Origin of the sequence: Amycolatopsis anabasis, from assembly GCF_009765355.1 — a bacterium.
Classification (GTDB): Bacteria; Actinomycetota; Actinomycetes; order Mycobacteriales; family Pseudonocardiaceae; genus Amycolatopsis; species Amycolatopsis anabasis.
The window spans coordinates 43,019-67,177 of the sequence record NZ_VTHK01000013.1; the positions used below are offsets into that span (position 1 = coordinate 43,019).

At 71.0% G+C, this 24,159-nt stretch carries 26 protein-coding genes and 1 pseudogene; 7 read left to right on the plus strand and 20 right to left on the minus strand.

What is annotated here, in order from left to right; translation table 11 throughout:
* Positions 1 to 37 precede the first annotated feature (37 nt).
* The 9 genes from FXO23_RS18605 to FXO23_RS18645 form a co-directional block, all read right to left on the minus strand.
* Positions 38 to 1,072, minus strand: coding sequence for a Ppx/GppA family phosphatase (locus tag FXO23_RS18605; protein WP_158886557.1), 1,035 nt, complete (start codon positions 1,070 to 1,072; stop codon positions 38 to 40).
* A gap of 47 nt (positions 1,073 to 1,119) precedes the next feature.
* Positions 1,120 to 1,809 carry a response regulator transcription factor gene (locus FXO23_RS18610; protein WP_158886559.1) on the minus strand — a complete coding sequence of 230 codons (690 nt, stop codon included), beginning with the start codon at positions 1,807 to 1,809 and terminating at the stop codon, positions 1,120 to 1,122.
* Positions 1,806 to 3,035, minus strand: a complete 1,230-nt coding sequence (locus tag FXO23_RS18615; RefSeq protein WP_179956807.1) for a sensor histidine kinase — start codon at positions 3,033 to 3,035, stop codon at positions 1,806 to 1,808. Before FXO23_RS18615 ends, FXO23_RS18610 begins: the two co-directional genes overlap by 4 nt.
* A 267-nt stretch (positions 3,036 to 3,302) precedes the next feature.
* Complete coding sequence (locus FXO23_RS18620; RefSeq protein WP_158886561.1) at positions 3,303 to 4,052, minus strand: phosphoglyceromutase; 750 nt, start codon at positions 4,050 to 4,052, stop codon at positions 3,303 to 3,305.
* Positions 4,053 to 4,714: 662 nt separating this feature from the next.
* A complete protein-coding gene (locus tag FXO23_RS18625; RefSeq protein WP_158886563.1) occupies positions 4,715 to 5,569 on the minus strand; it encodes a DUF4349 domain-containing protein in 855 nt (284 codons plus the stop codon).
* A gap of 60 nt (positions 5,570 to 5,629) precedes the next feature.
* Positions 5,630 to 6,145 (minus strand): type III secretion system chaperone family protein, encoded by a 516-nt coding sequence (locus FXO23_RS18630; RefSeq protein ID WP_158886565.1) that lies wholly within the window; start codon positions 6,143 to 6,145, stop codon positions 5,630 to 5,632.
* Positions 6,142 to 7,440, minus strand: a complete 1,299-nt coding sequence (mshA, locus tag FXO23_RS18635) for a D-inositol-3-phosphate glycosyltransferase (RefSeq protein WP_179956808.1) — start codon at positions 7,438 to 7,440, stop codon at positions 6,142 to 6,144. The genes FXO23_RS18630 and mshA overlap by 4 nt, the downstream gene beginning before the upstream one ends.
* Before the next feature lie 15 nt (positions 7,441 to 7,455).
* A complete protein-coding gene (locus tag FXO23_RS18640; RefSeq protein ID WP_158886567.1) occupies positions 7,456 to 8,283 on the minus strand; it encodes an alpha/beta fold hydrolase in 828 nt (275 codons plus the stop codon).
* Between the two features lie 19 nt (positions 8,284 to 8,302).
* Positions 8,303 to 9,466 carry a L,D-transpeptidase gene (locus FXO23_RS18645; protein WP_158886569.1) on the minus strand — a complete coding sequence of 388 codons (1,164 nt, stop codon included), beginning with the start codon at positions 9,464 to 9,466 and terminating at the stop codon, positions 8,303 to 8,305.
* A gap of 91 nt (positions 9,467 to 9,557) precedes the next feature.
* On the opposite strand from FXO23_RS18645, the gene FXO23_RS18650 reads away from it, so the two are divergent.
* Positions 9,558 to 10,289 (plus strand): SDR family oxidoreductase, encoded by a 732-nt coding sequence (locus FXO23_RS18650; RefSeq protein ID WP_158886571.1) that lies wholly within the window; start codon positions 9,558 to 9,560, stop codon positions 10,287 to 10,289.
* 113 nt (positions 10,290 to 10,402) lie between these two features.
* Here FXO23_RS18650 and FXO23_RS18655 read toward each other — a convergent pair whose 3' ends face one another.
* Positions 10,403 to 11,197 carry a class I SAM-dependent methyltransferase gene (locus tag FXO23_RS18655; protein ID WP_158886573.1) on the minus strand — a complete coding sequence of 265 codons (795 nt, stop codon included), beginning with the start codon at positions 11,195 to 11,197 and terminating at the stop codon, positions 10,403 to 10,405.
* Positions 11,182 to 11,676 carry a DUF2505 domain-containing protein gene (locus tag FXO23_RS18660; protein ID WP_158886575.1) on the minus strand — a complete coding sequence of 165 codons (495 nt, stop codon included), beginning with the start codon at positions 11,674 to 11,676 and terminating at the stop codon, positions 11,182 to 11,184. The genes FXO23_RS18655 and FXO23_RS18660 overlap by 16 nt, the downstream gene beginning before the upstream one ends.
* A 25-nt stretch (positions 11,677 to 11,701) precedes the next feature.
* On the opposite strand from FXO23_RS18660, the gene FXO23_RS18665 reads away from it, so the two are divergent.
* From FXO23_RS18665 to FXO23_RS18685, 5 genes and pseudogenes are all read left to right on the plus strand, one after another.
* The gene (locus FXO23_RS18665) at positions 11,702 to 12,766 is read left to right on the plus strand and encodes a UDP-N-acetylmuramate dehydrogenase (RefSeq protein ID WP_158886577.1); all 1,065 of its coding nucleotides are present in this window, start codon (positions 11,702 to 11,704) and stop codon (positions 12,764 to 12,766) included.
* A 271-nt stretch (positions 12,767 to 13,037) separates the two neighbouring features.
* Positions 13,038 to 13,403 (plus strand): annotated as a pseudogene (locus FXO23_RS52690) (DedA family protein); the annotation flags it as partial.
* 136 nt (positions 13,404 to 13,539) lie between these two features.
* Positions 13,540 to 14,268 (plus strand): maleylpyruvate isomerase family mycothiol-dependent enzyme, encoded by a 729-nt coding sequence (locus FXO23_RS18675; RefSeq protein ID WP_246257517.1) that lies wholly within the window; start codon positions 13,540 to 13,542, stop codon positions 14,266 to 14,268.
* A gap of 49 nt (positions 14,269 to 14,317) precedes the next feature.
* A complete protein-coding gene (gene purU / locus FXO23_RS18680; RefSeq protein ID WP_179956811.1) occupies positions 14,318 to 15,160 on the plus strand; it encodes a formyltetrahydrofolate deformylase in 843 nt (280 codons plus the stop codon).
* Positions 15,161 to 15,193: 33 nt separating this feature from the next.
* Positions 15,194 to 15,826 carry a pyridoxamine 5'-phosphate oxidase family protein gene (locus FXO23_RS18685; protein ID WP_158886581.1) on the plus strand — a complete coding sequence of 211 codons (633 nt, stop codon included), beginning with the start codon at positions 15,194 to 15,196 and terminating at the stop codon, positions 15,824 to 15,826.
* Positions 15,827 to 15,828: 2 nt separating this feature from the next.
* On the opposite strand, the gene FXO23_RS18690 is transcribed toward FXO23_RS18685, so the two are convergent.
* From FXO23_RS18690 to FXO23_RS18730, 9 genes are all read right to left on the minus strand, one after another.
* On the minus strand, positions 15,829 to 16,719 hold the full coding sequence (locus FXO23_RS18690; protein WP_158886584.1) for a hypothetical protein: 891 nt from the start codon (positions 16,717 to 16,719) through the stop codon (positions 15,829 to 15,831).
* 83 nt (positions 16,720 to 16,802) lie between these two features.
* Entirely contained in the window at positions 16,803 to 17,942 is a 1,140-nt protein-coding gene (locus tag FXO23_RS18695; protein ID WP_158886586.1) for a cytochrome P450, read from the minus strand.
* Positions 17,943 to 18,034: 92 nt separating this feature from the next.
* A complete protein-coding gene (locus FXO23_RS18700) occupies positions 18,035 to 19,057 on the minus strand; it encodes an NADP-dependent oxidoreductase (protein ID WP_246257519.1) in 1,023 nt (340 codons plus the stop codon).
* A 98-nt stretch (positions 19,058 to 19,155) separates the two neighbouring features.
* The gene (locus FXO23_RS18705; protein ID WP_158886590.1) at positions 19,156 to 19,596 is read right to left on the minus strand and encodes an SRPBCC family protein; all 441 of its coding nucleotides are present in this window, start codon (positions 19,594 to 19,596) and stop codon (positions 19,156 to 19,158) included.
* A 60-nt stretch (positions 19,597 to 19,656) separates the two neighbouring features.
* On the minus strand, positions 19,657 to 20,526 hold the full coding sequence (locus FXO23_RS18710; RefSeq protein WP_158886592.1) for a cyanobactin maturation protease PatG family protein: 870 nt from the start codon (positions 20,524 to 20,526) through the stop codon (positions 19,657 to 19,659).
* 189 nt (positions 20,527 to 20,715) lie between these two features.
* Entirely contained in the window at positions 20,716 to 21,270 is a 555-nt protein-coding gene (locus FXO23_RS18715; protein ID WP_158886594.1) for a YbaK/EbsC family protein, read from the minus strand.
* A gap of 13 nt (positions 21,271 to 21,283) precedes the next feature.
* A complete protein-coding gene (locus FXO23_RS18720; RefSeq protein ID WP_158886596.1) occupies positions 21,284 to 21,580 on the minus strand; it encodes a DUF2516 family protein in 297 nt (98 codons plus the stop codon).
* A gap of 80 nt (positions 21,581 to 21,660) precedes the next feature.
* Positions 21,661 to 22,341: a hypothetical protein gene (locus tag FXO23_RS18725; protein ID WP_158886598.1), complete on the minus strand. Its 681-nt coding sequence runs from the start codon at positions 22,339 to 22,341 to the stop codon at positions 21,661 to 21,663.
* Positions 22,342 to 22,380: 39 nt separating this feature from the next.
* Positions 22,381 to 22,758, minus strand: a complete 378-nt coding sequence (locus FXO23_RS18730) for a helix-turn-helix domain-containing protein (RefSeq protein WP_158886788.1) — start codon at positions 22,756 to 22,758, stop codon at positions 22,381 to 22,383.
* Positions 22,759 to 22,962: 204 nt separating this feature from the next.
* Here FXO23_RS18730 and tgmC point away from each other — a divergent pair, with 204 nt between their 5' ends.
* Positions 22,963 to 24,141: an ATP-grasp peptide maturase system methyltransferase gene (tgmC, locus tag FXO23_RS18735; RefSeq protein ID WP_158886600.1), complete on the plus strand. Its 1,179-nt coding sequence runs from the start codon at positions 22,963 to 22,965 to the stop codon at positions 24,139 to 24,141.
* Positions 24,142 to 24,159 lie beyond the last annotated feature (18 nt).

The following is a 24,159-nucleotide window of genomic DNA, read 5'->3' on the forward strand; positions in this document are numbered from 1 at the left end:
GTCTTCTGTGGCTGCTCGCCTCCTCCGCTTTCTCGAGTCATCCCTTCCACCGTGCCCGTTGTCCGTCAGCTTCGTCCAGTGCCCTGCTGTCACCGGTCCGATTCCGCGACGAACTGTTCCGTTTTCCCGACGCAGTGTGGTCGTTACCGTTCGAATGGTCCAGTCGCCGCAGGATGACACCCTCTCGCAGCGCCCACGGACAAATCTCCAGTTCTTCGAGTGACAACGCTCGCATCGTGGCCTGGGCCACCAGCGTCCCCGCGGCGAGCTGGTGCGCGCGGCTGGAGCTGACGCCTTCCAGCTGGGCGAGGTCGGCCGAAGTCATCCGCGAGATGAACGCGATGAGCTGCCGCAGCGCGGTGTCGGTCAGCGTCCGGCGCACCCGGGGGCCCGCGTTCGACGGCGCCGCGCCGGTCAGCCGGGCCAGCGAGCGGAAGGTCTTCGACGTGGCGACCACCCGATCGGGCTGCCCCAGCTTCGCGACCTTCTTCGCCAGCCCGCCGAGCTGCTCCTCCAGCCAGGCGGTGGTGGCGACCAGTTCCGAACGGGTCGGCGGGTCGCTGGCGAACCGGGTGCGGGTGATGCGCCCGGCGCCGAGCGGCAGCGACTCGGCGAGCGCGGGTTCCTCGTCCATCCCCATCGCGACCTCGAGCGAACCGCCGCCGATGTCCAGGACCAGCAGTTTGCCCGCCGACCAGCCGTACCACCGGCGAACGGCGAGGAAGGTGAGCCGGGCCTCGTCGCGGCCGGAGAGCACCTGCAGTTCGACGCCGGTCTGCTCGGCGACCTTGCGCAGCACCTTGCCCGAGTTCTCGGCCTCGCGGACCGCCGAGGTGGCGAAGGCCATGACCTCCTCGCAGCCGAGCCGGGCCGCGGAGGCCTTCGCGGATTCCACCGCGTTGACCAGTTCCTCGGCCCCGGCCTTGCTCAGGTCACCGGCCTCGGTGATCTGCTCGGCGAGCCGCAGCACGGTCTTCTCCGAATGCATCGGCAGCGGGTGTGCACCACGGTGCGCGTCCACCACGAGCAGGTGGACGGTGTTGGAACCAACGTCGAGTACCCCAAGGCGCACAATGGCCTACGGTACCTGGCCGTGCGCGATGCCCCCGGCCACCGGGCTCACGTCTCGAACTTGTAGCCGAGGCCCCGCACGGTCACCAGGTGCCGCGGCGAGCCCGGATCCGGTTCGATCTTCGAGCGCAACCGCTTCACGTGGACGTCCAGGGTCTTGGTGTCCCCGACGTAGTCCGCGCCCCACACCCGGTCGATGAGCTGGCCGCGGGTGAGCACCCGGCCCACGTTGCGCAGCAGGTACTCCAGCAGGTCGAACTCCTTGAGCGGCAGCGACACCTCGCCGCCGTCCACGGTCACCACGTGCCGTTCGACGTCCATCCGGACCGGGCCGGCGGCCAGCACCAGCGGCGCGAGCTCGCCGTCGGTGCCGGGCTCGCCGCCCCGGCGCAGCACCGCGCGCACCCGGGCGATCAGTTCCCGCGCCGAGTAGGGCTTGGTCACGTAGTCGTCGGCGCCCAGTTCCAGGCCCACGACCTTGTCGATCTCGCTGTCCCGCGCGGTCACCATGATCACCGGCACGGCCGAGCGCTGCCGGAGCTGCTTGCAGACGTCGGTCCCGCTCATCCCGGGGAGCATGAGGTCCAGCAGCACGATGTCCGCGCCGTTGCGGTCGAACTCCTCCAACGCCTGCTGGCCGGTCGCGGCCACCGCGGCGGTGAAGCCCTCCTTGCGCAGCAAGAAGGCGAGCGGGTCGGCGAACGACTCCTCGTCTTCGACGATGAGCACCCTGGTCACGTTATTCCTCCATGATCGGCGCTTTCCTGCGCTGTCGCCACGAGTCGGGATATCCGCTCGGGGTTCTTGTCCGCCCGCGCGGGCGCGTTCGGCTTGGCGGCTTCGGTGTTGATCGGGCCCTGGTGCGCGGGGATGCGCAGGGTGAAGGTGGATCCGGTGCCCGGGCTGCTCCACAGCCGCACCTCGCCACCGTGGTTCGCGGCCACGTGCTTGACGATGGCCAGCCCCAGCCCGGTGCCCCCGGTGGCGCGCGAACGCGCCTTGTCCGCGCGGTAGAAGCGCTCGAAGACGCGCTGCTGGTCCTCTTCGGCGATGCCGATCCCGCGGTCGGTCACCGCGATCTCCACGCCGTCGTCCACCAGCCGCCGGCTGATCGACACCGGGCTGCCCGCCGGGGAGTACGCGACCGCGTTCTCCAGCAGGTTCGACAGCGCGGTCACCAGCAGCGTGCGGTCGCCGTCGACGAGCAGGCCGCTCGGCGCGTCGGTGGTCACGTTGATCTCGGCGGACTCCGCGGACAGCTTGGTCCGGCCGAGCGCCTCCCGGACCACCGCGTCCACCTCGACGACGTTGAGATCGGGGAGCCGTTCGGCGCCCTGCAGCCGGGACAGCGCGATCAGCTCGGTGACCAGGGTGCCCAGCCGGGTGGACTCGTGCAGGATCTTGCTGCCGAACCGGCGGACCTCGTCGACGTCCTCGGCGGCGTCCAGCACAGCCTCGGTGAGCAGCGCGATCGCGCCGACCGGGGTCTTGAGCTCGTGGCTGACGTTGGCCACGAAGTCGCGCCGGGTGGCCTCCAGGCGGACGGCCTCGGAGTGGTCGACGGCCTCCACCACGGTGAACCCGTCGCCCAGCGGCCGGACCTCGGCGAGCACGGCCTCGGGCTGGCGGCCGCGGGCCTCCAGCGGGGACACGTCGATCTCCAGCGGATCGTCGGTCTCCACGACCTGCTCGGCGGCCTTGCGGGCCCGCGAGTCGGCCTGGTTGGCGCGCACCAGGCCGAGCGCCTCGGCCCGCGGGTTGTGCAGCACCATGTCGCCGAACCGGTTGAGCACGAGGACGCCGTTGTTGGACGAGCTGACCAGGCGTTGCAGCAGCTCGGCCACGGTCGGGCCGGTGGGGCGCCGCTGCGCCTGGCGACGCCGGGCCTGCGCGAGGAGGAAACCGACGACCGCGCCGATCACCAGGGTCCCGGCGGCCAGCGCGAGTGAAGCAGGCACGGTCACGGGGGAATCGTAAGCTTCCCGGCCGCCTGTTGGCCTAGTCTTCGCAGCCCAGTCGTGACAGCCGTGACACCTTCGGGGCATTTATTCGCCGCCGCTTCAGGCCCCGTTCACGCTCTGGTTGCTCTGGGTCGACTGCCAGGCGTTTCCCGCTCATCTGATCGAGTCGGGCCACCCCTCCGTTGGGCTGACGGTGACGGGTTGCCTTGCCCGATGTCATGAGGGGACCCCTCCAGACAGATTTCGTCCGGAGGGGTCCCCTCATGACACTCAGCGGCCCTGGTTGGCGACCGCGGCGGCGGCGACTTCGGCGGCGGCCGGGTCGAGGTAGGTGCCGCCGCGGGTGACCGGTTCGAGGTCGCCGGTGAAGTCGTACCGCAGCGGGATGCCGGTCGGGATGTTCAGCCCGGCGATGTCCTCGTCGGAGATGCCGTCCAGGTGCTTGACCAGCGCCCGCAGCGAGTTGCCGTGCGCGGCCACCAGGACGGTCTTCCCGGCCCGCAGGTCCGGCACGATCGCCGACTCCCAGTACGGCATCAGCCGGGCCACCACGTCCTTGAGGCATTCGGTCAGCGGCGCGGAGTCGCCGAGCGGCGCGTAGCGCGGGTCGGTGTCCTGGCTGAACTCGCTGCCCCGCTCGATCTCCGGCGGCGGCACGTCGTACGACCGGCGCCAGAGCATGAACTGCTCCTCGCCGAACTCGTCCCGCACCTGCTTCTTGTTCTTGCCCTGCAACGCGCCGTAGTGCCGCTCGTTCAGCCGCCAGTCGCGCCGCACCGGGATCCAGTGCCGGTCGGCCACGTCCAGCGCCAGGTTGGCGGTCGCGATCGCCCGGCGCAGCAGCGAGGTGTGCACGACATCCGGCAGCAGGCGGACGTCGGCGAGCAGTTCGCCGCCCCGGCGAGCCTCGGCTTCACCCTGCTCGGACAGGGGCACGTCCACCCAGCCGGTGAACAGGTTTTCCGCGTTCCACGTGCTCTGCCCGTGCCGCAGCAGCACCAGCGTCCCTAGTTCGGCCATGCGCCAAGCCTGCCAGAATGCCGGTCCGCCGAAGCAGTGGGCCTGCCCACTCGCCGCCCCGGCCACAACCCCGCTGAGCTGCTTGAACGACGTTCTACCCACAGTGTGCCAATAGCAAATCGGGTATCCCGCGACCGGCAAGTAACCACCTGCCCGCGACTTCTGGACGATGCACTCCGTTAACGAAGTCTCTCAAGTTCACTCGAACGGAGTAACGAGTAGTCTTGTGATTACAGGTCGGCTTCTGACAAGTTTGCTTACGACCCGCTCGGCTGGATTCCACGCACTCCCCAGCCGGGTCCGGGCTACGACCGCAGCTCGTCTCCCCCCTGCCGAGCTGCGGCCCCGCCAGGCCCCGTTGGCATCCCCCTCGTCACCGGGTCCACCAAGCGGCGGGAGCGTCAGCGGGGCGGCTCGAGTTCGCGACTCCCCCTCCCTCGAGCCGTCCCGTTGAGGGGCTGGGCAACCCTGTTCAGGGGGCCTTCGGCCTCCCTTTCCCGGTGGCTCCCTCAACGTATTTTGGGGGGCCGAGCCCCCCAAACCCCCACGGTGCGAGCTCCTCGGCCTGACGGGCGCTGGGCGCGTTGAGGGATGACCAGCGCGCGTTGAGTGACTTTCGCGTTTTTGGACTTTGGGTGTCTCTGGTCGCCGGGTGGGTGGGGTTAGCTCGTGGCTGGGTGTTGTGTGGGTTTTGCGGCGGCGGATTTGCGGCGTAGGCGCCAGTAGAGGGCGGTCGCGGGGATGGCCAGGAGGGCGGCGAAGGGGGCGATGGCGCCTAGGGCGGTGAGGGTGGCAGAGCCGAAGGTGAGGAAGGCGTGCCAGCCGGTGGTGAGGCCGGGGAGGAAGCCCGAGTCCTTCGCCGGGGGTGCGGGTGGGGGCGTGGTGACGGTCAGGGTGATCTTCGAGGTGGCGACCGAGCCCGCCAGCTGGGTGTGGCGGGTTTGGAGGGACTCCAGGTCGGATTCGCGTTTGGTGAGTTCGGTTTCCAGCGAGGTGATCTCGCTGATGGTGGTGGCGCGGTCGAGGAGGGCACGCACGCGTTCCACGCTCTTGCGCTCGGTCGCCAGCCGCGACTCGACGTCCACGACCTGCTCGGTGACGTCCTGGGCCGACTGGCTCCGGCTGACGACCTGGCCGAAGGTGGCCAGCTCGGCGAGGACGGAGTCCAGCTTGTCGGCGGGAACCACGAGATCCAGGGACGCCGTGCTGGTCTCGGCGCGTTCGGCGCCGGTGTAGCCACCGGCGGAGACGGCGGCCTGGCGGGCGCGGTCCACGGCCCGGCCGACCTCGGGGGTGGTCAGGGCGAGCTGGGCGCCGCGGGTGAGCTTCCGGCCGACCGGGGCCGGGTCCGAAGGCTGCTGGGCCTTGCCGGAACCGGCCTTCGCGTCGGGCGCGCTCTGCTGGGCCGGGGCGGGCGCGGCGGCCATGCTTTCGCCGCTCTGCTTGTCCGAACCGCACGCCGTGAGCGCCGCGAACGCGGCGAGGGCCAGCAGCAGGCTTCGGGTCCTTCTGATCATCTCGTCTCCCTCCAGGTGTGGCGGGAAGACGGGAGACCCGGTCAGGTCGGTTGCACCCGGTTACGAATCGGCGAGGCCGCCCGGCTGGTGACCGTTCGCGGGCTCCGCCAGGTGCTTGAACGCCTGGAGATTCGCCAGCGATTCGCCGCGGGAGACCCGCCAATTCCATTCGCGTTTGATGGAAGTGGCGAAACCGATTTCCAGCAGGGTGTTGAAATCACCGTCGGCGGCTTCCAGGACCTGGCCCAGGATCTTGTCGAGTTCGGTCTCGGTGATCGTGTCCAGGCCGAGGCGGCCGACCAGGTAGATATCGCCGATCGCGTCCACGGTGTAGTGCACGCCGTACAACTTCGCGTTGCGGCGCAACAGAAAGCGGTACACCTCTGCATGCGCCTCGTCGGGGCGGCGGCACACGAACGCCTCCACCGCGAAGGCGTGCTCACCGGCGACCAGCCAGCAGTTCGTCTGCAGTTTCTTGGTACCCGGCAAGGTGACGAAATAGCGACCGGGCGCCTTCTTCTCGTATTTCAGTTCCGCGCTGTCCAAAGTGGACTGAATGGTCGCGTCGAGGGTCATACCGCCGCCTCCAGTCGCTGGGCGTCCCGGAACGTCGTGGTCGCCTCGGCATAGGCTTCCAGCAGGGCGTCGGTGGTGCGGCGCCAGGAGAACCGGCGCGCGTGCGGCACCGCGTTCCGGGCCAGTTCGGCCCGCCGCCGCGGCCGCAACGCCACCCCGGCGAGCGCGGTGGCCCAGTCGCGGGGATCGTGCGAGGGCACCAGCATCCCGGAAACGCCGTGCGCCACCGCGACCGGCAGCCCGCCGACCTCGGCGGCCACCACCGGCGTCCCGCACGCCTGCGCCTCCAGGGCGACCAGCCCGAACGATTCGTTGTAACTGGGCACCGCGACCAGATCGGCCGCGCGGTACACGGTGACCAGCGCGGCCCCCTTCTGCGGTGGCAGGAACCGGGTCTGGCGCTCGATGCCGAGCGACACCGCGAGTTCCTTCAGCGCCTGCGGCTGCTCCAGCCCGGTGCCCGACGGCCCGCCGACGATCAGCACCACCAGCCGCTCGGCCAGCTCCGGTTGGCGTTCGAGGAGCAGCGCCGCGGCGCGCAGCAGCACGTCCGGCGCCTTCAGCGGCTGGATCCGCCCGGCGAACGCCAGCACCACGGCGTCGGCGGGCAGGCCGAGGACGGCCCGCGCCGCCGCCTGCGATCCCGGGGAGAACCGGTCCAGATCGACCCCGGGTGAGACCGTGCGCACCGCGCGCGGGTCGGCGTCGTACATGCCGATCAGCTCCCGGGCCTCGACCGCGGTGTTCGCGATGAGCCGGTCCGCCTCGGCGACCACCTGCTCCTCACCGATCACGCGCGTCCTCGGCTCGGGTTTGTCCCCCTCGGCGAGCGCGGCGTTCTTCACCTTGGCCAGGGTATGCGCGGTGTGCACGAGCGGCACGCCCCAGCGGTCCCGGGCGAGCCAGCCCACCTGACCGGACAGCCAGTAGTGCGAGTGGATCAGGTCGTAGTAGCCGGGCTCGTGGAACGCCTCGGCCCGCAGCACGCCCGAGGTGAACGCGCACAGCTGCGCGGGCAGCTCGTCCCGGCCGAGCGGTTCGAACGGGCCCGCCGGGATGTGCCGCACCAGCACGCCCGGCGCCAGCTCGGCGATCGGCGGCTGGTCCGAAGAGGTCGCCCGGGTGAACACCTCCACGTGGACGCCCCGGCGGGCCATCTCCACCGCGGTCTGGGTGATGTAGACGTTCATCCCCCCGGCGTCACCGGTTCCGGGCTGCTCCAGCGGGGAGGTGTGTAGCGACAGCACCGCTACCCTGCGGGGCGCACGACGGTACCCCTGCAACGAGATCGCCAACTGGTCACTCCTGACTTAGCGCGCGAGCCGTTCCTCGGCGAACTGCCGGAGCACCGAGTTGAACTCGGAAGCGACCTCGATGAACGGCAGATGCCCTACACCGGTGAACCAACGCGCGCGGGCCCCCGAGATCTTCCCGGCGTTGTACTCGGCGGCCACCGGATCGATCACGCGATCGGAGTCGCCGTGCAGGACCAGGGTCGGCACGTCGATCGCGGCGAGCGCGTCGGCGGCCGGAACCTCGCGGCGGAACAGCGCCCCGCGCACCGCGGGCGGCACGGACAGGCTGGCGCCGAGCAGCGACTGCGCGAGCGGGCCCGGCACCGGCCGGGACGCCATCCCGGCGCACAGCCTGGTCAGCGCGGGCAACGCCACGTCGATGTCCTCGGACAGCACGTCCGGCAGCTCGTCCCGCATCACGGGGCCGACCCGGCCACCCGGCCGATCGCCCCGGCCGATCTCGGTGATCGCGCCGACCAGCGCGATCCCGGCCAGCCCGGCGTTGCCGAACTCGCGCACGTAGTCGGCGATGACCAGCCCGCCGTAGGACCAGCCGACCACGACGGCCGGGGTGCCCGCGAACTCCAGGATCGCGGCCAGGTCGTTCGCCCAGGCCCGCGAGTCGTCGTATCCCTGGGCGGGCACGTCCGAGGTGCCGTGGCCGCGCAGGTCGACCGCGATCAGCCGGAACCGCTCGACCAGTTCGGGATCGGCGAGCTGCGCCGACCAGGCCAGGGACGACTGGGCCCAGCCGTGCAGGAACACGATGGCGGGAGTGTTCTCGGCCCCGGCGACGCGCAGCCCCAGCCGCACGCCACCGGGCACCATGAGCTCGGTCAGCATCGATCCCCGCTCCCGGTCGTCAGATGGCGGACTTGGACTGCCAGGTCTTCCAGTCCAGCAGCCAGTCCATCACGTCCGAGGTGGTCGGGAAATCCGCCTTCGACCCGGTGATCACCACCGGATCGCCGATCAGGCAGGAGTCGAAGTACTTCTTGGCGTCGCCCTCGAACAGGTTGACGCAGCCGTGGGAGGTGTTCGCCTTCCCGATGTTGCCGTGGTTCTCCTCGTTCTCGTGGATGAACTCACCGTGGTTGGAGATCCGGACGGCCCACTTCTTCTTCACGTTCGTGTAGCCGTACCGCGGGTTCGAGAAGTCGCCGACCGGCTCCTTGGACATCACGATCACGGTGCCGTTCGGGGTGTTCAGGTTCGGGTCGCCGTCCTTGCCGTTGCTGGACGGGTAGCTGGCGACTTCCTTGCCGTCCCGGTAGACCTTCATCACGTGGTCCGGGGTGTTGATCTTGACCACCTGGTTGCGGCCGATCTTGAACTTCGTGGTGACGTCGGCCTTGCCGTAGGCGCCCCCGCCCAGGGGCACGCCGTACAACTTCGCGGTGACGTTGACCTCGGTGTTGGCGGGCCAGAACTCCTTCGGCCGCCAGTCGGCCTGGCGCGGCGAAAGCCACGCCCACGCGCCCTCGACGTTCTTCGAGGTCTTGACCTCCAGGGCCTTCTGCGCGGCGGCCTTGTCCGTCACGTCCGCGGCGAACTTCACGCTGATCGGCATCGCGACACCGACTTCGGCGTTGTCGGCCGGGTTCAGCGTGGCGCGGATCTCCTTGGCGGGCTTGAGCGTGCTGAAAGTGCCGTTCAGCAACGCTTCCTTGTTGTCCGATCCGGACGCTTTGGCCGCATATGTGTAGGTTTTGCCGTAGCCGAGCGGTTTGTTGCTGGTCCACATCGTGCGCTCGGGGTTGAAGTCACCCGGCACCGCTTCGCCCTCGGGGTTGGTGACCTTGACGTCGGTGAGCGTGCCCTCGGCGACCCGCACGGTGACCGGCTGCAGCACCGGCACGTCCTTGGCGTTCACCGCCGGTTCCGCGGCGATCTTCGCCTTGGGCTGCTCCGGCGCGGGCTTGCCCGGCTCCCCGTTGCCACCGCCGCCGTCGCTCGAGCAGGCGGCGACCAGTACCGACGCGCCGGTCGCGAGCGCGACCTTGAACACCGTGCGCCGTTCGATCACCGTCAACCTCCCGTTGTCACCCAGGCAGCGCCGGGCCCGCTGGTCAGCGGTCCGACGTTACCTCCCACTCCCCTACTGGCAGCATTGAGCCATGAGCAAGCGAACCGCTGTGATCACCGGTGCCAGCGCCGGAATCGGCGAAGCGACCGCGCGGGCACTCGCCAAGGCCGGCCTGCACGTGGTGCTCGGCGCCCGGCGCCTCGACCGCCTGGAGAAGCTGGCCGACGAGGTCTCCGGGACCGCACACGTACTGGACGTCACGGACCCCTCCTCGGTTGCCGCGTTTGTCCAGCAGATCCCACAATGCCATGTCCTGGTCAACAACGCGGGGGGTGCCCGCGGCCTCGAGCGGGTCGTCGACGCCGACGAGGACCACTGGCGCTGGATGTGGGAAGTCAACGTCCTGGGCACCCTCCGGATGACCAAGGCGCTGCTGCCGAAGCTCATCGAATCCGGCGACGGGCACGTGGTGAGCGTCACGTCGGTCGCGGGCTACGAGGTCTACGACGGCGGCTCGGGCTACACCTCGGCGAAGCACGCGCAGTCCGCGCTGCACCGGACGTTGCGCTCGGAACACCTGGGCGATCCGGTGCGGATCACCGAGATCGTGCCGGGCATGGTGGAGACGGAGTTCTCGGCGAACCGGTTCGACGGCGACACCGAACGCGCGGCGAACGTGTACCGCGGCCTGACCCCGCTGACCGCCGAGGACGTCGCCGAGGTGATCGCGTTCGCGGTGACCCGGCCCTCGCACGTGAACCTGGACCAGATCGTCCTCAAGCCCCGCGCCCAGTACAACGGCAGCCGCGCACACCGCGAATAACCCCCTCCCCGAGTAACCCGCCCGGGTTCCCCCAATGTGGCTTTCGGGGCACTGGAGGTACCCAATGCGGCTTTCGGGGCGTTGAAGGTTCCCAAGGCCGCATTGGCACCTCCTCAGTCGGGCGCGACGGCGGCGTAGTCGACGGTCAGCTCGCCGAGCCGCCAGCGCGCCGGGCGGTCGCGCACCGGCCAGCCCCGCTCGCGCAGCAGCCGGACGGTTTCCACCCACCGCGCCCGGACGCCGAAGGACCGGTGCGGCGCGGCGGCCAGCCAGCATGAGTCCATAGTGGACAGAAGATCGTGGATCCGCTCACCGGGCACGTTGTGGTGGATGAGCGCCTTCGGCAGCCGTTCGGCCACAGTGGACGGCCGGTCCAGGTTTTCCAGCCGGCAGGACAGGGTGAGCGTGCGCGGGCCGTCCTGGTCGAGCGTGATCCACGAGCAGCGGCGGCCGATCTCGTCGCAGGTGCCCTCCACCAGCAGCCCACCCGGCACGATCGCGTCCAGCATGGTCTTCCACGCGATCGGCACCCCGTCCTCGTTGTACTGGCGCAGCACGTTGAACGCGCGCACCAGCACCGGCCGCGCCCCGGCCAGTTCGAACCCGCCCCGGGCGAACTCCAGCCACGGGGGCTCGGCCGCGGGCAGCGCGGCGGCCACCCGCTCGGGATCCAGTTCCAGCCCGAGCACGCGGACCCCCGGCTCGACCGCGCGCAGGCGGCGGGCGAGTTCGATCGTGGTCACCGGGGACGCGCCGTACCCGAGGTCGACCACCAGCGGGTCCGCCGCACGCCGCAGCACGGCCGCGACCTCGGGCGCGCGGGTCAGCCAGCGGTCGATCCGCCGGAGGCGGTTGGGATTGGTGGTTCCTCGAGTGGGTGCGCCGACCGGGGTTACCCGGCCAGCCACTTCGCGGTGAATTCGGCTTCGCGCTCGAGCAGCTTGGTGACCTGCTCGGCGATCACGCTCTCCAGCTTCCCGCCGATCAGCGGGATGCGGACCTTGGCCTCACCGCTGGTGCGCAGCACGGCGCCGTTCGGGCTCGCGGTCAGCTCGGTGCGGGCGGTGACCTCGCCGGGAACGCCGTCCACATGGGCCTTCGCGGCGCCGGTCCAGCCCTCGCCCGCGCGGGTCCAGGTCTGCTCGCGGTGCACGATCAGATCGCCCTTGTGCAGTGCCCGTACCGCCGAGGGCAGCCGGTCGGCGCCGATGCCCTGGGTGAGCTTGAACCGCACGCCGTCGCCGGTGCGGGAGTGTTCGTCCAGGCTGGCGTGCTGGCCGCCCAGCTGCGCCAGCCGGGCCAGCAGCACGGGCTCGTCGGACTGCGCGGCCAGCACCTCGTCGACGCCGTGGGTGAACTCGGCGCGGTGCTCGATACGGGATGCCATGACCGGGACAGTACCGTTCAAGGTCGTGAGCACTGCCGAAACTCCAGCCCAGGTGACCCTCGCCAGCCACACCACGCTGCGGCTCGGCGGCCCGGCCCGGCGGTTCGCGGTGGCCGAGACCGCCGACGAGCTGGTCGCCGCGGTCCGGGCGGCGGACGAGGCGGGCGAGCCGCTGCTCCTGCTCGCCGGGGGCTCGAACCTGGTGGTCGGCGACGCGGGTTTCGACGGCACGGTGGTGCGGATCGCCACCACCGGCTGGGAACGCGGCGCGGGCGGCGTGGTCGAGGTCGCCGCCGGGCAGAACTGGGACGACTTCGTCGCCGAGACGATCGCCGAGGGGCTCGGTGGGATCGAGTGCCTGTCCGGCATCCCCGGTTCGGTGGGCGCGACCCCGATCCAGAACGTGGGCGCCTACGGCTGCGAGGTCGAACAGCTGCTGCACTCGATCACCTGCTACGACCGCCGCGCCCGCGAGGTGCGCACGATGACCCGCGACGAGCTGGGTTTCGGCTACCGCACGAGCGTGCTCAAGGGCACCGACGCGGGCGTGGTGCTCGGCGTCCGGCTGGTCCTGTTCGAAGACGGCCTGTCGTCCCCGATCCGCTACGCCGAACTCGCGCGCACCCTCGGCGTCGAGATCGGCGCCCGGGTGCCCGCCGCCGACGCCCGCGAGGCGGTGCTGAAACTGCGCCGCGGCAAGGGAATGGTGCTCGATCCGGCCGACCACGACACGTGGAGCGCGGGCTCGTTCTTCACCAACCCGATCGTGCCCGAGGCCGAGTTGGCCGGGGTGCTGGCGCGGATCGCCGAGGTGGTCGGGGACGACGTGGCGGTGCCCCAGTTCCCGGACGCCCGGGGCGTGAAGCTGTCCGCGGCCTGGCTGATCGAACGGGCCGGTTTCGGCAAGGGCTACCCGGGCCCCGGTGGGCGGGTTTCCTTGTCGCACAAGCACACGCTGGCGCTCACCAACCGCGGCGGCGCGGCTGCCGAGGACCTGCTCGCCCTGGCCCGCGAAGTCCGCGACGGCGTCCGCACCCGCTTCGGCGTGACCCTGCACCCGGAACCGCTGCTGATCAACTGCTCCCTGTGACCACCGTCCGCCATTTCGGCCTACCGAGTTCCGGTGGCCGAGCCCGCCCCACCCGGCGAGGGACGTGCGCTATTCACCCAGCGCACCGCGCTGTGTCATCTGAATGCGACCTTGGGTGATCATCATGGAGGGGTGACGACACCGGCCCGGGTCCCCGCACATGTTTGACCTGCTCACCGCCATCACCGAGGTCCTGCGCGGAACGCTGGACTCGCCGTGGCTGTGGTTGCTCGTGTTCGCGGTCGCCGGATTGGACGCCCTGCTGCCGTTCATGCCGAGCGAGACGACCGTGGTCCTGGTCGCCGTGCTGATCGGTCCCGATCCGGTCCGGCTGGTGGCCCTGGTCCTGGTCGCGGGGATCGGCGCGCTGGCCGGGGACTGCCTGAGCTACTGGACCGGCCGCGGCGCCGCGCCGAAACTGCTCGCCCGGCTGCGGCGGGCCGAACGCGGCCGCCGCCGGTACGCCTGGGCCCGCGCCAAGGTCGACCAGCACGCCCCGCTGCTGATCCTCGCCGCGCGCTACCTGCCCGGCGGCCGGGTCGCCAGCGGCCTGGCCACCGGGAGCATGTCCTATCCGTGGCGGCGGTTCGTGGTCCTGGACGCGCTCGGCGCCGGGCTCTGGGCGGCCTACAGCACGCTGATCGGGTACGTCGGTGGCGCGAGCTACGCGGACGAACCCGCGAAGGGCGTGCTGCTCGCCTTCGCCCTCGCCCTGCTGGTGGTCGCGGCCATCGAGCTCGGCCGCCGCTTGCGGCTGCGGCTACGCTCGCGTCGTGGACCACGCGAGCTTCCTCGAAGCGATCCGGACGCACTGCGCGGCACTGCGCGCGGCGGCGATCGAAGCGGGCCCGGACGCCCCGGTGCCGACCTGTCCGAAGTGGACAGTGCAGAAACTGGTCGCCCATCTGGCCCGGGTGCACTCCTGGGTCCGCGCCGCGGTCGCGGCGCCGGACGGGGAAGGCGTCAAACCCGGTCGTCCGCCTGAGGACTGGCCGGGCACCCTGGCCTGGGCCGACGAGCAGCGCACGGCGATGCTCGAGCTGCTGGCGAACCCGGGCACTCCGGCCTGGCTGCCGTTCGGGCGCTACGCGCCGACCACCGAATCCTGGACCCGGCGGCAGGCGCACGAGGCCGCCATCCACCGGCTGGACGCGGAATACGCGCTGGGCGTGGCACCGGCCACCTTCGCGCCCGAGTTCGCGGCGGACGGCATCGACGAACTGATCGCCTGGCTGCTGCCGGGCCGCGGGGAATGGGCGGACCGCACGACCGAGGGCTCGGTGCTGCTGCACGCGGCCGACGTCGGCCAGGTGTGGACGATCAAGCTCACCCCGGGCGCGGAGCCGATCGTGGAATCCGGGGCGCACGTCCCGGCGACCTTCGAGGCGGGCGCGACGATCGCGGGCACCGCCGACGCCGTCTACAAGGCCGTCTGGGGCCGCCCGAACCACGCGACCGTCACCGGTGACACCGCGTTACTGGAGCCGCTCGCCGCGCCATGACCAGCACGGGGGAAGATGACTCACCGTGCCCGCCGCAGACCAGCGCTACGTGATCACCTTCGGCTGCCCCGACCGCACCGGGATCGTCGCGAGGATCTCCTCGTTCCTCGCCGACGCCGGTGGCTGGATCGTCGAGGCGGCCTACCACACCGACCCGGACACCGGCTGGTTCTTCACCCGCCAGGAAGTCCGCGCCGATTCGCTCCCGTTCGACGCCGACGAGCTGCGCGCCCGGTTCGCCGAGGTGGCCGCGTCGCTGTCCGGCCATTCGGAGTGGCGGGTCGACGACACCGGGGTCCGGCGGCGCGTGGTGATCCTGGTGTCCCGGGAGGGGCACTGCCTGTACGACCTGCTCGGCCGGGTCGCCGCCGGGGAGCTGGACGTCGAGGTGTGCGCGGTGATCGGCAACCACGCGGCGCTGGGCGACATCACCCGCGCGCACGGCATCCCGTTCCACCACGTGCCGTTCCCGCGCGAGGACAAGGCGGCCGCGTTCGCGAAGGTGGCCGCGCTCGTCGACGAGCACCAGCCGCACGCCGTGGTGCTGGCCCGGTTCATGCAGATCCTGCCCGCGGACCTGTGCGCGGCGTGGGCGGGCCGGGCGCTGAACATCCACCACAGCTTCCTGCCCTCGTTCGTCGGCGCGCGGCCGTACCACCAGGCGTACGCGCGCGGGGTGAAACTGGTCGGCGCGACCTGCCACTACGTGACCGCGGACCTGGACGCCGGGCCGATCATCGAGCAGGACGTGATCCGGGTGGACCACGGCGATTCGGTGGCGGACATGGTGCGCAAGGGCCGGGACATCGAGAAGGTCACCCTGGCCCGCGGGCTGCGCTGGCACCTGGAGAACCGCGTCCTGGTGCACGGAAACCGCACGGTGATCCTCTAGCCAAGCGGCTAGGTAAGGCATACCTTACTGGGTATGGGGATCTACGACGACGTGTCGCGCGTAACCACCGAGGCCGAACTGCGCGAGGTGCTCCCCACCCCGCCGCAGCCGGTCTGGGACAAGGACATCGCCCGGATCGACGAGCACGCCCGGACGATCATCGGGTACTCGCCGTTCTTCCTGCTCGCGACCTCCGCACCGGACGGGACCTGTGATGTCTCCCCGCGCGGGGACCCGCCGGGCTCGGTACTGGTGCTCGACGAGCACACGCTGGCGATCCCGGACCGCCCGGGCAACAAGCGCCTGGACAACTTCCGCAACATCCTCGGCAACCCGCACGTCGGCCTGCTGTTCGTGGTGCCGGGCATGAACGCGACGCTGCGCGTCAACGGCAACGCGGCCATCGTGAAGGACGGGCCGTTCTTCGACCGGATGGCGGTCAAGGGGAAGCGGCCGCACCTGGCGGTCCTGGTCGAGGTGACCGAGCTGTACATGCACTGCGCCAAGGCGTTCCTGCGTTCCGGGCTGTGGAAACCGGAGACCTGGCCGGACCGCAAGGACCTGCCCAGCGACGGGCAGATCGCGAAGGACCACATGAACACCAAGATCCCGGCGAAGGTCATCGGGGCGGCCCTGGCCATGGAGGCCAAGCTCAACCAGTACTGACTTCAGCGCCGGGTCAGCACGCCCCGCAGGGCGCTCACTCCCGCGCCCGCGAGGACGGCCAGCGCGAGCAGGGACGCGCCCGCGTAGGGCAGCGGCGCGGCGAGCGGCGGGATGCCGGTCCACGATTCGATCGCCACGACCGCGATGAGCAGCGCGTACGCGCCGATCGCCGCCCACACCACGACCACCCGGCGCCGCTCGGTCCACGCCGCGAAGCGCAGCAGCCACGCGAGCGCGGGCAGGACGAGGATCGCGTGCATCGCGACCGCGTGCACCGGTTTGAGCGCCCCAGCCGTGGTGTAGGCGAGCTGCGGGTCGCCACCGCGCGCTTCCCCGACCCCGGCCGCGATCATGGCCGCCCCGGCGCCCAGCGCCACCAGCAGCGCGAGGAACCCGAACCGCACCGCGAGCAGCATGCTCGGCGAGATCTTCGCGGCCCCGCGCACCGCGGCCGCGGTGCAGCCGAGCGTGGTGAAGATGAGCACCCCGCCCCCGGCGGCCAGGGTCGTCGAGACCGCGGAATCGAACCCGGTCTCGAAGTTGAAATGCGACGGGACCCCGCGCCACGCCTGCATGCTGACCAGCGCCGTCTCCACCGCGGACGCGAGGGTGAACAGGCCCAGCAGGAACGTCCGGGTCCCCGACCGCAGGGCGACGAACGAGGTCGCCCAGGCCACCGTCGCCAGCGTGAGCCCGAAGGACAGCCCGAACGTGGTCGGTTTGCGCAGCGACAGCGGCCCGGTCCACGAGGCGCCCGAGAACAGCAACACGCTCAGGTGCACCAGCCCGCTGGCGAACAGCACCGCGCCCACGCAATAGGCGATCCGCTCGACGCGCCGCCCGCCGGTCCAGATCTTCCGCAGTGCGGCGCCGATCTCGCTGGTCTTCGTCATGGCGCCCATGGTCGCCTCGCGCGGGCGGCGCGGTCGTCCGCCCGGAATCGCGACTTCGCCGTACGCCCAGCTGCGTACGTGCCTCAAGCCCAGCGCACGAACAACGCCTCGGGTTTGCGGAACACCAGGCCGCGCGGGCGGAACGGACCGTCCAGGCGTACGTCCGGGGACGCGTCGAGCAACGCGCGCAGCGCGACCCGCGTCTCCAGCCGCGCCAGGTCCGCGGCGACGCAGAAGTGCGGTCCGTGCGCGAACGCGAGGTGCCGCCGGAGATCCGCCCGGCGGAGGTCGAACGCGTCCGGGTCCGCGAACACCGCCGGATCCCGGTTCGCGCCCGCGAGCGACACGGTCACCTGCTCGCCGCGCCGGATCCGCGCCCCGCCCAGTTCGGCATCGGCCGTGGCGTACCGGTCGACGACCGCGGCGGCGGGTTCCAGGCGCAGCGATTCCTCGATCGCCCGCGGCAGCAGGCCGGGATCGGCGCGCACGAGCGCGAGCTGCGCGGGATGGCCGAGCAGGTGCCCGGCCGCGTTCGCGATCATGCCCTCGGTGGTCTCGATGCCGCCGAACATCAGCACCGCCGCGTTGGACACCACCTCGGGCAGCTCCAGCCCGCGCGCGGCCTCGGCCAGCAGGGAAGCGTCGCCGCGCACGGTGTGCTCGACGCTCGCCCGCAGCTCGCCGAACGCGGCCGCCCCGGCCGGGCCGGGTGTCTCGCCGGCGGCGATCCCGGTGACCGCCGAGACGATCGCGTCGTACCAGGCGAGCACCCGGTCCGCGCCGGTCTCGGCGAGGCCGAGCGCGTGCGCGATGACCGCGACCGCGAGCGGTCCGGCCAGGCCGCGGCGGATCTCGGCCACCGGGGACTTCCGCAGGTCCGCCACCAGTCGCCGGGCCCGTTCCGCGGCGAACTCGCCGAACCGCGCCCGCACCTCGGCGGGCCGGAAGTCCCGGGTGAACGGCCCGCGGTGCCGCGCGTGCTCGGCGCCGTCGGTGGAGAGCATGCTCGGGCCCACCACCACGGCCGTGGCGAACCGGGGATCGTCGACGGTGAACGCGGCCGTGTCGCGCAGCACCCGCAGCGCCAGGTCGTGCCGGGTGACCAGCCAGGCATTCAGCTCCGGCCGCCAGGACACCGGTTCGCTCGCCCGCAACCGGGCGAGCACCGGATGCGGATCCTCGGTCAGCTCGTCGAGCGGGCTGCCCGGCGGAGTTCCGGGCATCGGCGATTTCCCCTCAGTGCCTATCTGAGAACTCGCTCCGCGAGTTCCGCCTACGCACTTTGCGCAGGTCGCTCCAGGTCTCAGACGCTCTCTCAGTCGGCGATGCGGACGAGCATCTTGCCGGTGTTGGCGCCGGCGAGGAGGTCCAGGAAGGCCTGCGGGGTCTTCCGGATGCCGCCCTCGACCACGGTCTCGGAGTACTTGAGGCGGCCGTCGGCCACCAGCGGCGCCACCTCGGCGAAGAACCGGTCCCGCAGGTGGAAGTGGTCGGTCACCAGCATGCCCCGCATGGTGAACCGCTTGGCGATGATCTGCGACAGGTTGCGCGGCGCCGGGGTCGGCTCGGTCGCGTTGTACTGCGAGATCATCCCGCACACCGCGATCCGGCCGTGCAAGTTGATCGAGTCGATCGCCGCCTCGAGGTGCTCGCCGCCGACGTTGTCGAAGTAGACGTCGATGCCGTCCGGGGCGGCCGCGCGGAGCTGCTCGGTGACCGGCCCGTCCTGGTAGTTGAACGCGGCGTCGAAGCCGAGGTCGTCGACGAGGTGCCGGACCTTCGCGGGCGACCCCGCGCTGCCGATCACCCGCTTCGCGCCCCGGAGCTTCGCGAGCTGGCCCACCACCGAACCGACCGCGCCCGCGGCGCCGGAGACGAACACGGTGTCGCCGGGTTTGAACTCGGCGGATTCCAGCAACCCCGCGTAGGCGGTCAGCCCGGTCATGCCCAGCACGCTGAGGTAGGCGGTCGGCGGCGCGGCCTCCGGGTCGATCTTGACGACCTTGTCCGCGTCCAGCACCGAATGCGTGCGCCAGCCCGCGCGGTGCGTCACCAGGTCACCGGGTTCGAGGGCGTCCGCCCGCGATTCGACGACCTCGCCGAGCGCGCCGCCGTCGTACATCACCTTGCCGACCTCGTAGGGCGCGGCGTAGGACTTGGCGTCGCTCATCCGGCCCCGCATGTACGGGTCGACGCTGAGGACCTGGTTGCGCACCAGCACCTGCCCCGCGCCGGGACTCGGGACGTCGGTGTCCACAATGGAGAAGTTGTCCAGCGTCGGCCAGCCGTGCGGCCGGGACGCCAGCCTGATCTCGGTCGCCTGCGTCGATGCGTTCACCCTTGAACTCCCAACTGGTAGGTCTCCGGGCGCGGCGTTTTCCGGCGCCCTCGAGGGCAACGAGCTAACCGGGGCGCACATTCCGATTGTGGCGAGGGCTACACCAGCCCGGCGAGCTTGCCGAGCACGCCGTCGTAGATGCGCCGGAGCCCGCCGGGCGCGAAGGTCCGTTCGAAGAACCCGCCGATGCCGCCGGCGCCGTCCCAGCTCGTCTCGATCCGCACCAGGCTCCGGCTCTTGTCACCCGCTTCCCGGACCGTCCAGGTGGTGACCAGGCTGGAGTTCGCGTCCGTTTCGACGAGCGTGCCGGGCTCCGGTTCGCTGACGGTCGCGGCCACGTCGCGCACCCGCTTCGAGGTGGCCTGCAGCTTCCAGTTCGCCTTGGTGCCCGCGCCGGTGCCGCCCTCGGTCACCCGGTAGTCGCGGTAGTGCTCGGTGAGGATCTTCGGCCGCGTCTCGGCGTAGTCGGCGACGAGTGCGCGCACCTGCTCGACCGGTGCGTCGATGGTGCGTTCCGCGGTGGCCGTGACCTTGCCCATCTCATTCCTCGTTTCGCTGTGGGTACCACCGCCACGATCCCACGCGCCCGCGGCGCGGAATCACCGGCCCAGCAGCTGGGAACGCACGAGCGGGCGGACCCCGCCGACGTCCACTGTGGAGCGAACCGACATCCGATGGCCGTCGGCCGGGTTGATGAAACTCAGCGTCACGTCCCATTCCTCCCCGATCGGACGGTCTTCGGCGCGGACGTCCTCCAGCACGAGCCCGGCGGCCAGCGCCGAAACGACCGCGCTCGGCGGGCGCACGGCCTCGGTGACCACGAAGTTCAGTGCCCGGTCGCCGGGTTCGGCGCCCAGGTTGCCCGCCCGCCACGCGAGCTGCGCGAGGAACACCCGCACGGCCTGCTGGATCACCACCCCGGCCAGGCCACGCGCCTCCCGCCGGACGGCCTCGGCCAGTTCGGCGAAGTTCCACGGCGCCGGACGCTCGCTGTCGTCCAACTCGACGATCGGCACGATCGGCCCGCTGAGCAACCGGACCGTGCGCCCCCGGAGCCGGCCGGGCACGGCGATCCGCTCGATCGCGTGCCGGGCCAGCACCGGGACGCCCTCGGCGGCCGCCGAACTCGCCTGCGCGGACCGCAGCTGGGCCCGCAGCAGGCGGGCGAGTTCGTGGTAGGCGACCGCGGTGCGGGATCCGACCGGCGCGACGGCGTAGCTCGGCGCGAGCTGCTGGGTGCTCAGGGTCCAGATCAGTCCCCGGGCCGCGGCCGGATTCCGCTTCAGGTAGTCGACCAGCTCGCCCTCGTCGTCCGGATTCGCACCGGCCCCCATATTCTTCCGGAAAGAATCCCGCCGGGACGCGCTGCCGAAGTCGTACCCGAGTCCGCCCACCGCGTATACCGGTGTTTCGTTTCCCACCGGCGGCGAAAACAGCGGTAATACCGGTTCGATCGTGCTTCCGGACATTCCCGCTCCCCTCGGTGCGCGGCGATGATCGGCGGGCACTATTCAGCGTAAGTTCGGAACGGAACACACGGCAATTATCCGAACGAGTTGAATAAATCCACTCGGCAGTGGACTGAAGTGGCGGCGTGAAGAAACGGTCCGTCACGCACGAAAAAAGCAAGCACGCCGCCATTCCAGGCGTGTCGGACCTCAGCCCACCGGCCGGGCGAGATCCGCGATCACCTCGGCGCCGGGCAGGCCGGCCAGCAGATCCCCGGTGACCAACAGCTTGCTGCCGCGCACGCCGCTGCCGATCACCAGTTCCGGCTCCTCGGCCACGGCCCGGTCGACCAGGATCGGCCAGCCCTCGGGCAGGCCGATCGGGGTGATGCCGCCGTAGGCCATCCCGGTCAGCTCGACGGCCTCGTCCATCGGCGCGAAGGACGCCTTGCGGACGTCCAGCCGCCGCCTGATCACGCCGTTCACGTCGGCGCGGGTGGTGGCGAGCACCAGGGCGGCGGCGTAGCGCACCTCACCGGCGCGCTTACCGGCCACGACCACGCAGTTCGCGGAGGCGGACAGCGGGGAGGAGTAGGCCGCGCAGAATTCGGCGGTGTCCGCGAGCTCGGGGTCGATCTCGGCCACGCCGACCGAATCCGGGTCGGTGAGCGTGGTGAGCGCCTTGGCCACGGGCTCGGCCAGCAGGTCGGTTCGTTCGGTGGCCGGTTCCACGGTCAGGGTTCCGGCGATGGTCCACGTCGTCACGCCGCCAGGGTAGCTACCAGCTCTTGCCGCCGCGCTGGACCTCGATGAGTTTTGGGCGCACGTCCACCAGGTAGACGAGCACGGCGACCAGCGCGGCCAGCCAGAAGATCATGCCCGCGCCGTAGAACCCGGCGAAGCCGAGCACGATGGTGCTGCCTCCGGTGATCGCCAGCCAGATCGGTTTCGTCTTGCGGTCCGCGGCGGTGAACGCGTCCGCCCGCTGCAGGATGGCGTGCACGAACGCGCACAGGCCGGCGATGGTGCCGGCCCAGTCGATGGCGACGCAGATCCAATACGCGATGAACGGCACGGGTCCAGAGTACGTGCCTTCGGCGCGAACCGGGCCCGGCACCTGCGATTCAGCTGCCGGGCCCGGTCGAATCGGGCCGCCTACTTGGCGGGCTTGGTGCCGTTCGCCGGCTTCTTCGTGGTCGAAGCGGTGGTGGAGCGGCGGGTGGTGCTCGCCGCGCGCGGGGCCGTCTTGTTCGCGGCCTTGCGGGTCGCGCTCCGGGTCTCGTGCGCCACGTCCTCGCCGACCTCTTCGACCTTGTCGGCGATCTCGCTGCTGACCTTCTTCACCGTGCGGGCGGCCTGCTCACCGCCGGAGCGGGTGCGCTTGGTGACCTTGCCCAGCACGTCCTCGACCCGCTCGCGGGTGTCGGCGGTGACCTCCTCGACGCGGTCCTGCGCGGTCTTCAGCGCGTCCTCGAGCTGCTCCAGGGCCTTCTTGACCTGCGGCTGGGCCACGATCTTGTCCCACGCCTGCTCACCGGACTCGGCCAGCTTGTTGTACAGCTTCAGCGCCGCGTCGGTGTACTCGTCGATGACCTTGCGCAGCTCGGCGGGGTCGAGCTTCTCGCGCAGGCTCTCCACGTCGGTGGGCAGCTCTTCGAGGTTCTTGCGCGCGGTCTCGCTGCCCTCGGTCACCCGCTCCTTGGCCTTGTTCACCGCGTCCACCACGGCCTGGCTGGCCAGGTTGCCGGCGCCGAGCGCGGCGAGCAGCGGGGTGCGGACCTGGTCGAGGGCGGTGTTGACCGCCTTGCGGACGTCCTCGGTCTTGGGATTGGTCATCGGAATCACTCCTTGAATACCGCGGTATCGAGCACCGCTTCAGCTCTGGGATGGATCTTCGGGAGACTTGTTCGCCTGGTTCTCCCGGCGGAACGACTCGTAGACGTCGAGCAGAACCTGCTTCTGCCGTTCGGTGAGTTCGGCGTCGGCACGAATCGCGTCGGTCACCGGGCCGCCCGTCGGCAGGTCGAGAATGCCCGCCTGCACATAGAGCGCTTCGGCCGAAATCCGCAGCCCTTTGGCGATCTGCTGCAGGATTTCCGCGCTGGGCTTGCGCACCCCGCGTTCGATCTGGCTCAGATAGGGATTGGAAACCCCGGCCAGTTTGGACAGTTGCCGCAGGGAGATCTTGGCGTGGCTCCGTTGCTGCCGGATGTACTCCCCGATGTCGCGGCCGAGGTCCGCGACCTTTTCCATCGGCGAGGCAGGTGGTGTGGCGCTCGCACCCGCGCTTGTGGCGCCGGTTCCCTCGACGGCCGGGGGTTCTTCGGCGTAGGCCGCTTCGGTCATCCGATCGCACCTCCTCGCGACAAAACCCACGCTACGCGGAGGTGCTAACTATTGCAAGCACTCTGCTTGCAACCATCGAGTGAGTCTTCCGTCACGGTCTACCGTGGATGCATGACGGTGGGCGCGGTCCGGGAACGGCGTCGCCTGGTGGAGGTTCTCCGCCGGGAGGACGCGCTTTCCGATCCCGCCTGGATCAGCGCGTTCCGGCGGGTCCCGCGGCACGTCTTCCTGCCCCGGTTCTTCGTGCCGGACAACTCCGGCTGGGCCGCGGTCGCGGAAGGCGACGACGGCTGGCTGCAGCAGGTGTACGCGGACCGCGTGCTGGTCACCCAGCTCGACGACGATCCGTCCGGCTGGGCCAGGGCGCGCCGCGGCGGGCCGATTCCCGGCACCCCGACCTGTTCCTCCAGCATGCCCGCGATCATGGCGATCATGCTCGAGGAGCTCCGGGTCACCGACGGCGACCGGGTGCTGGAAGTGGGCAGCGGAACCGGCTACAACGCCGCCCTGCTCTGCCGCCGCCTCGGCGCGTCCCATGTGTCCACTGTGGACATCGACGCGCACCTCGTGCACACGGCCCGGCGCGCGCTGGCGCGATGCGGCTACGCCCCGTCCTGCGAGGTTTACGATGGGGCGCAAGGGTTTCCACCGAACGCGCCGTACGATCGCGTGCTGTGCACGTGCGCGGTGTCGTGCATTCCCCCGGCGTGGCTGGAGCAGACCAGGCCCGGCGGGCTGGTCGTCACCACGCTGAACCGGCCGATCGGCGCCGGGCTGGTGCGGATCGTCGCGCAGCGGGGCCCGCTGGGCACCGGGCGGGTGCTGGCCCGGGACGGCCGGTTCATGCCGCTGCGCGCGCACCGGCTGGCCGATCCGGAACGGCTGGTCGCGGCACTGCCGGACCGCCGGGACGCGGCCGCCGGGAAGACCACGCTGCCGATCGGGGCCGTGGTCAGCCCGTCGAGCCGGTTCGAGTTCTTCGCGGGCTTGCAACTGCCGGACGTCTCGCCGGTCCACGATCCCGCCGATCGCGACGCCACGTTCCTCGTGCACGCGGACGGTTCCTGGGCCCGGCACCGGGCGCGCGAGGGGGACTACCTCGTCGAGCAGGGCGGGCCGCGACGGCTGTGGGACATCGTGGAGGCGGCGTACGCGACCTGGCGGTCCCTCGGCGAACCGAGCCGCGACCGGTTCGGCGTCACGGTCACCCCGGACGGCCAGGAAATCTGGCTCGACACGCCAGGTTCCCCGCACCGGTGGCCGCTCGTGGCGTCGGATTGGCAGCGCTGAGGCAAGCGGTTCTAGCCT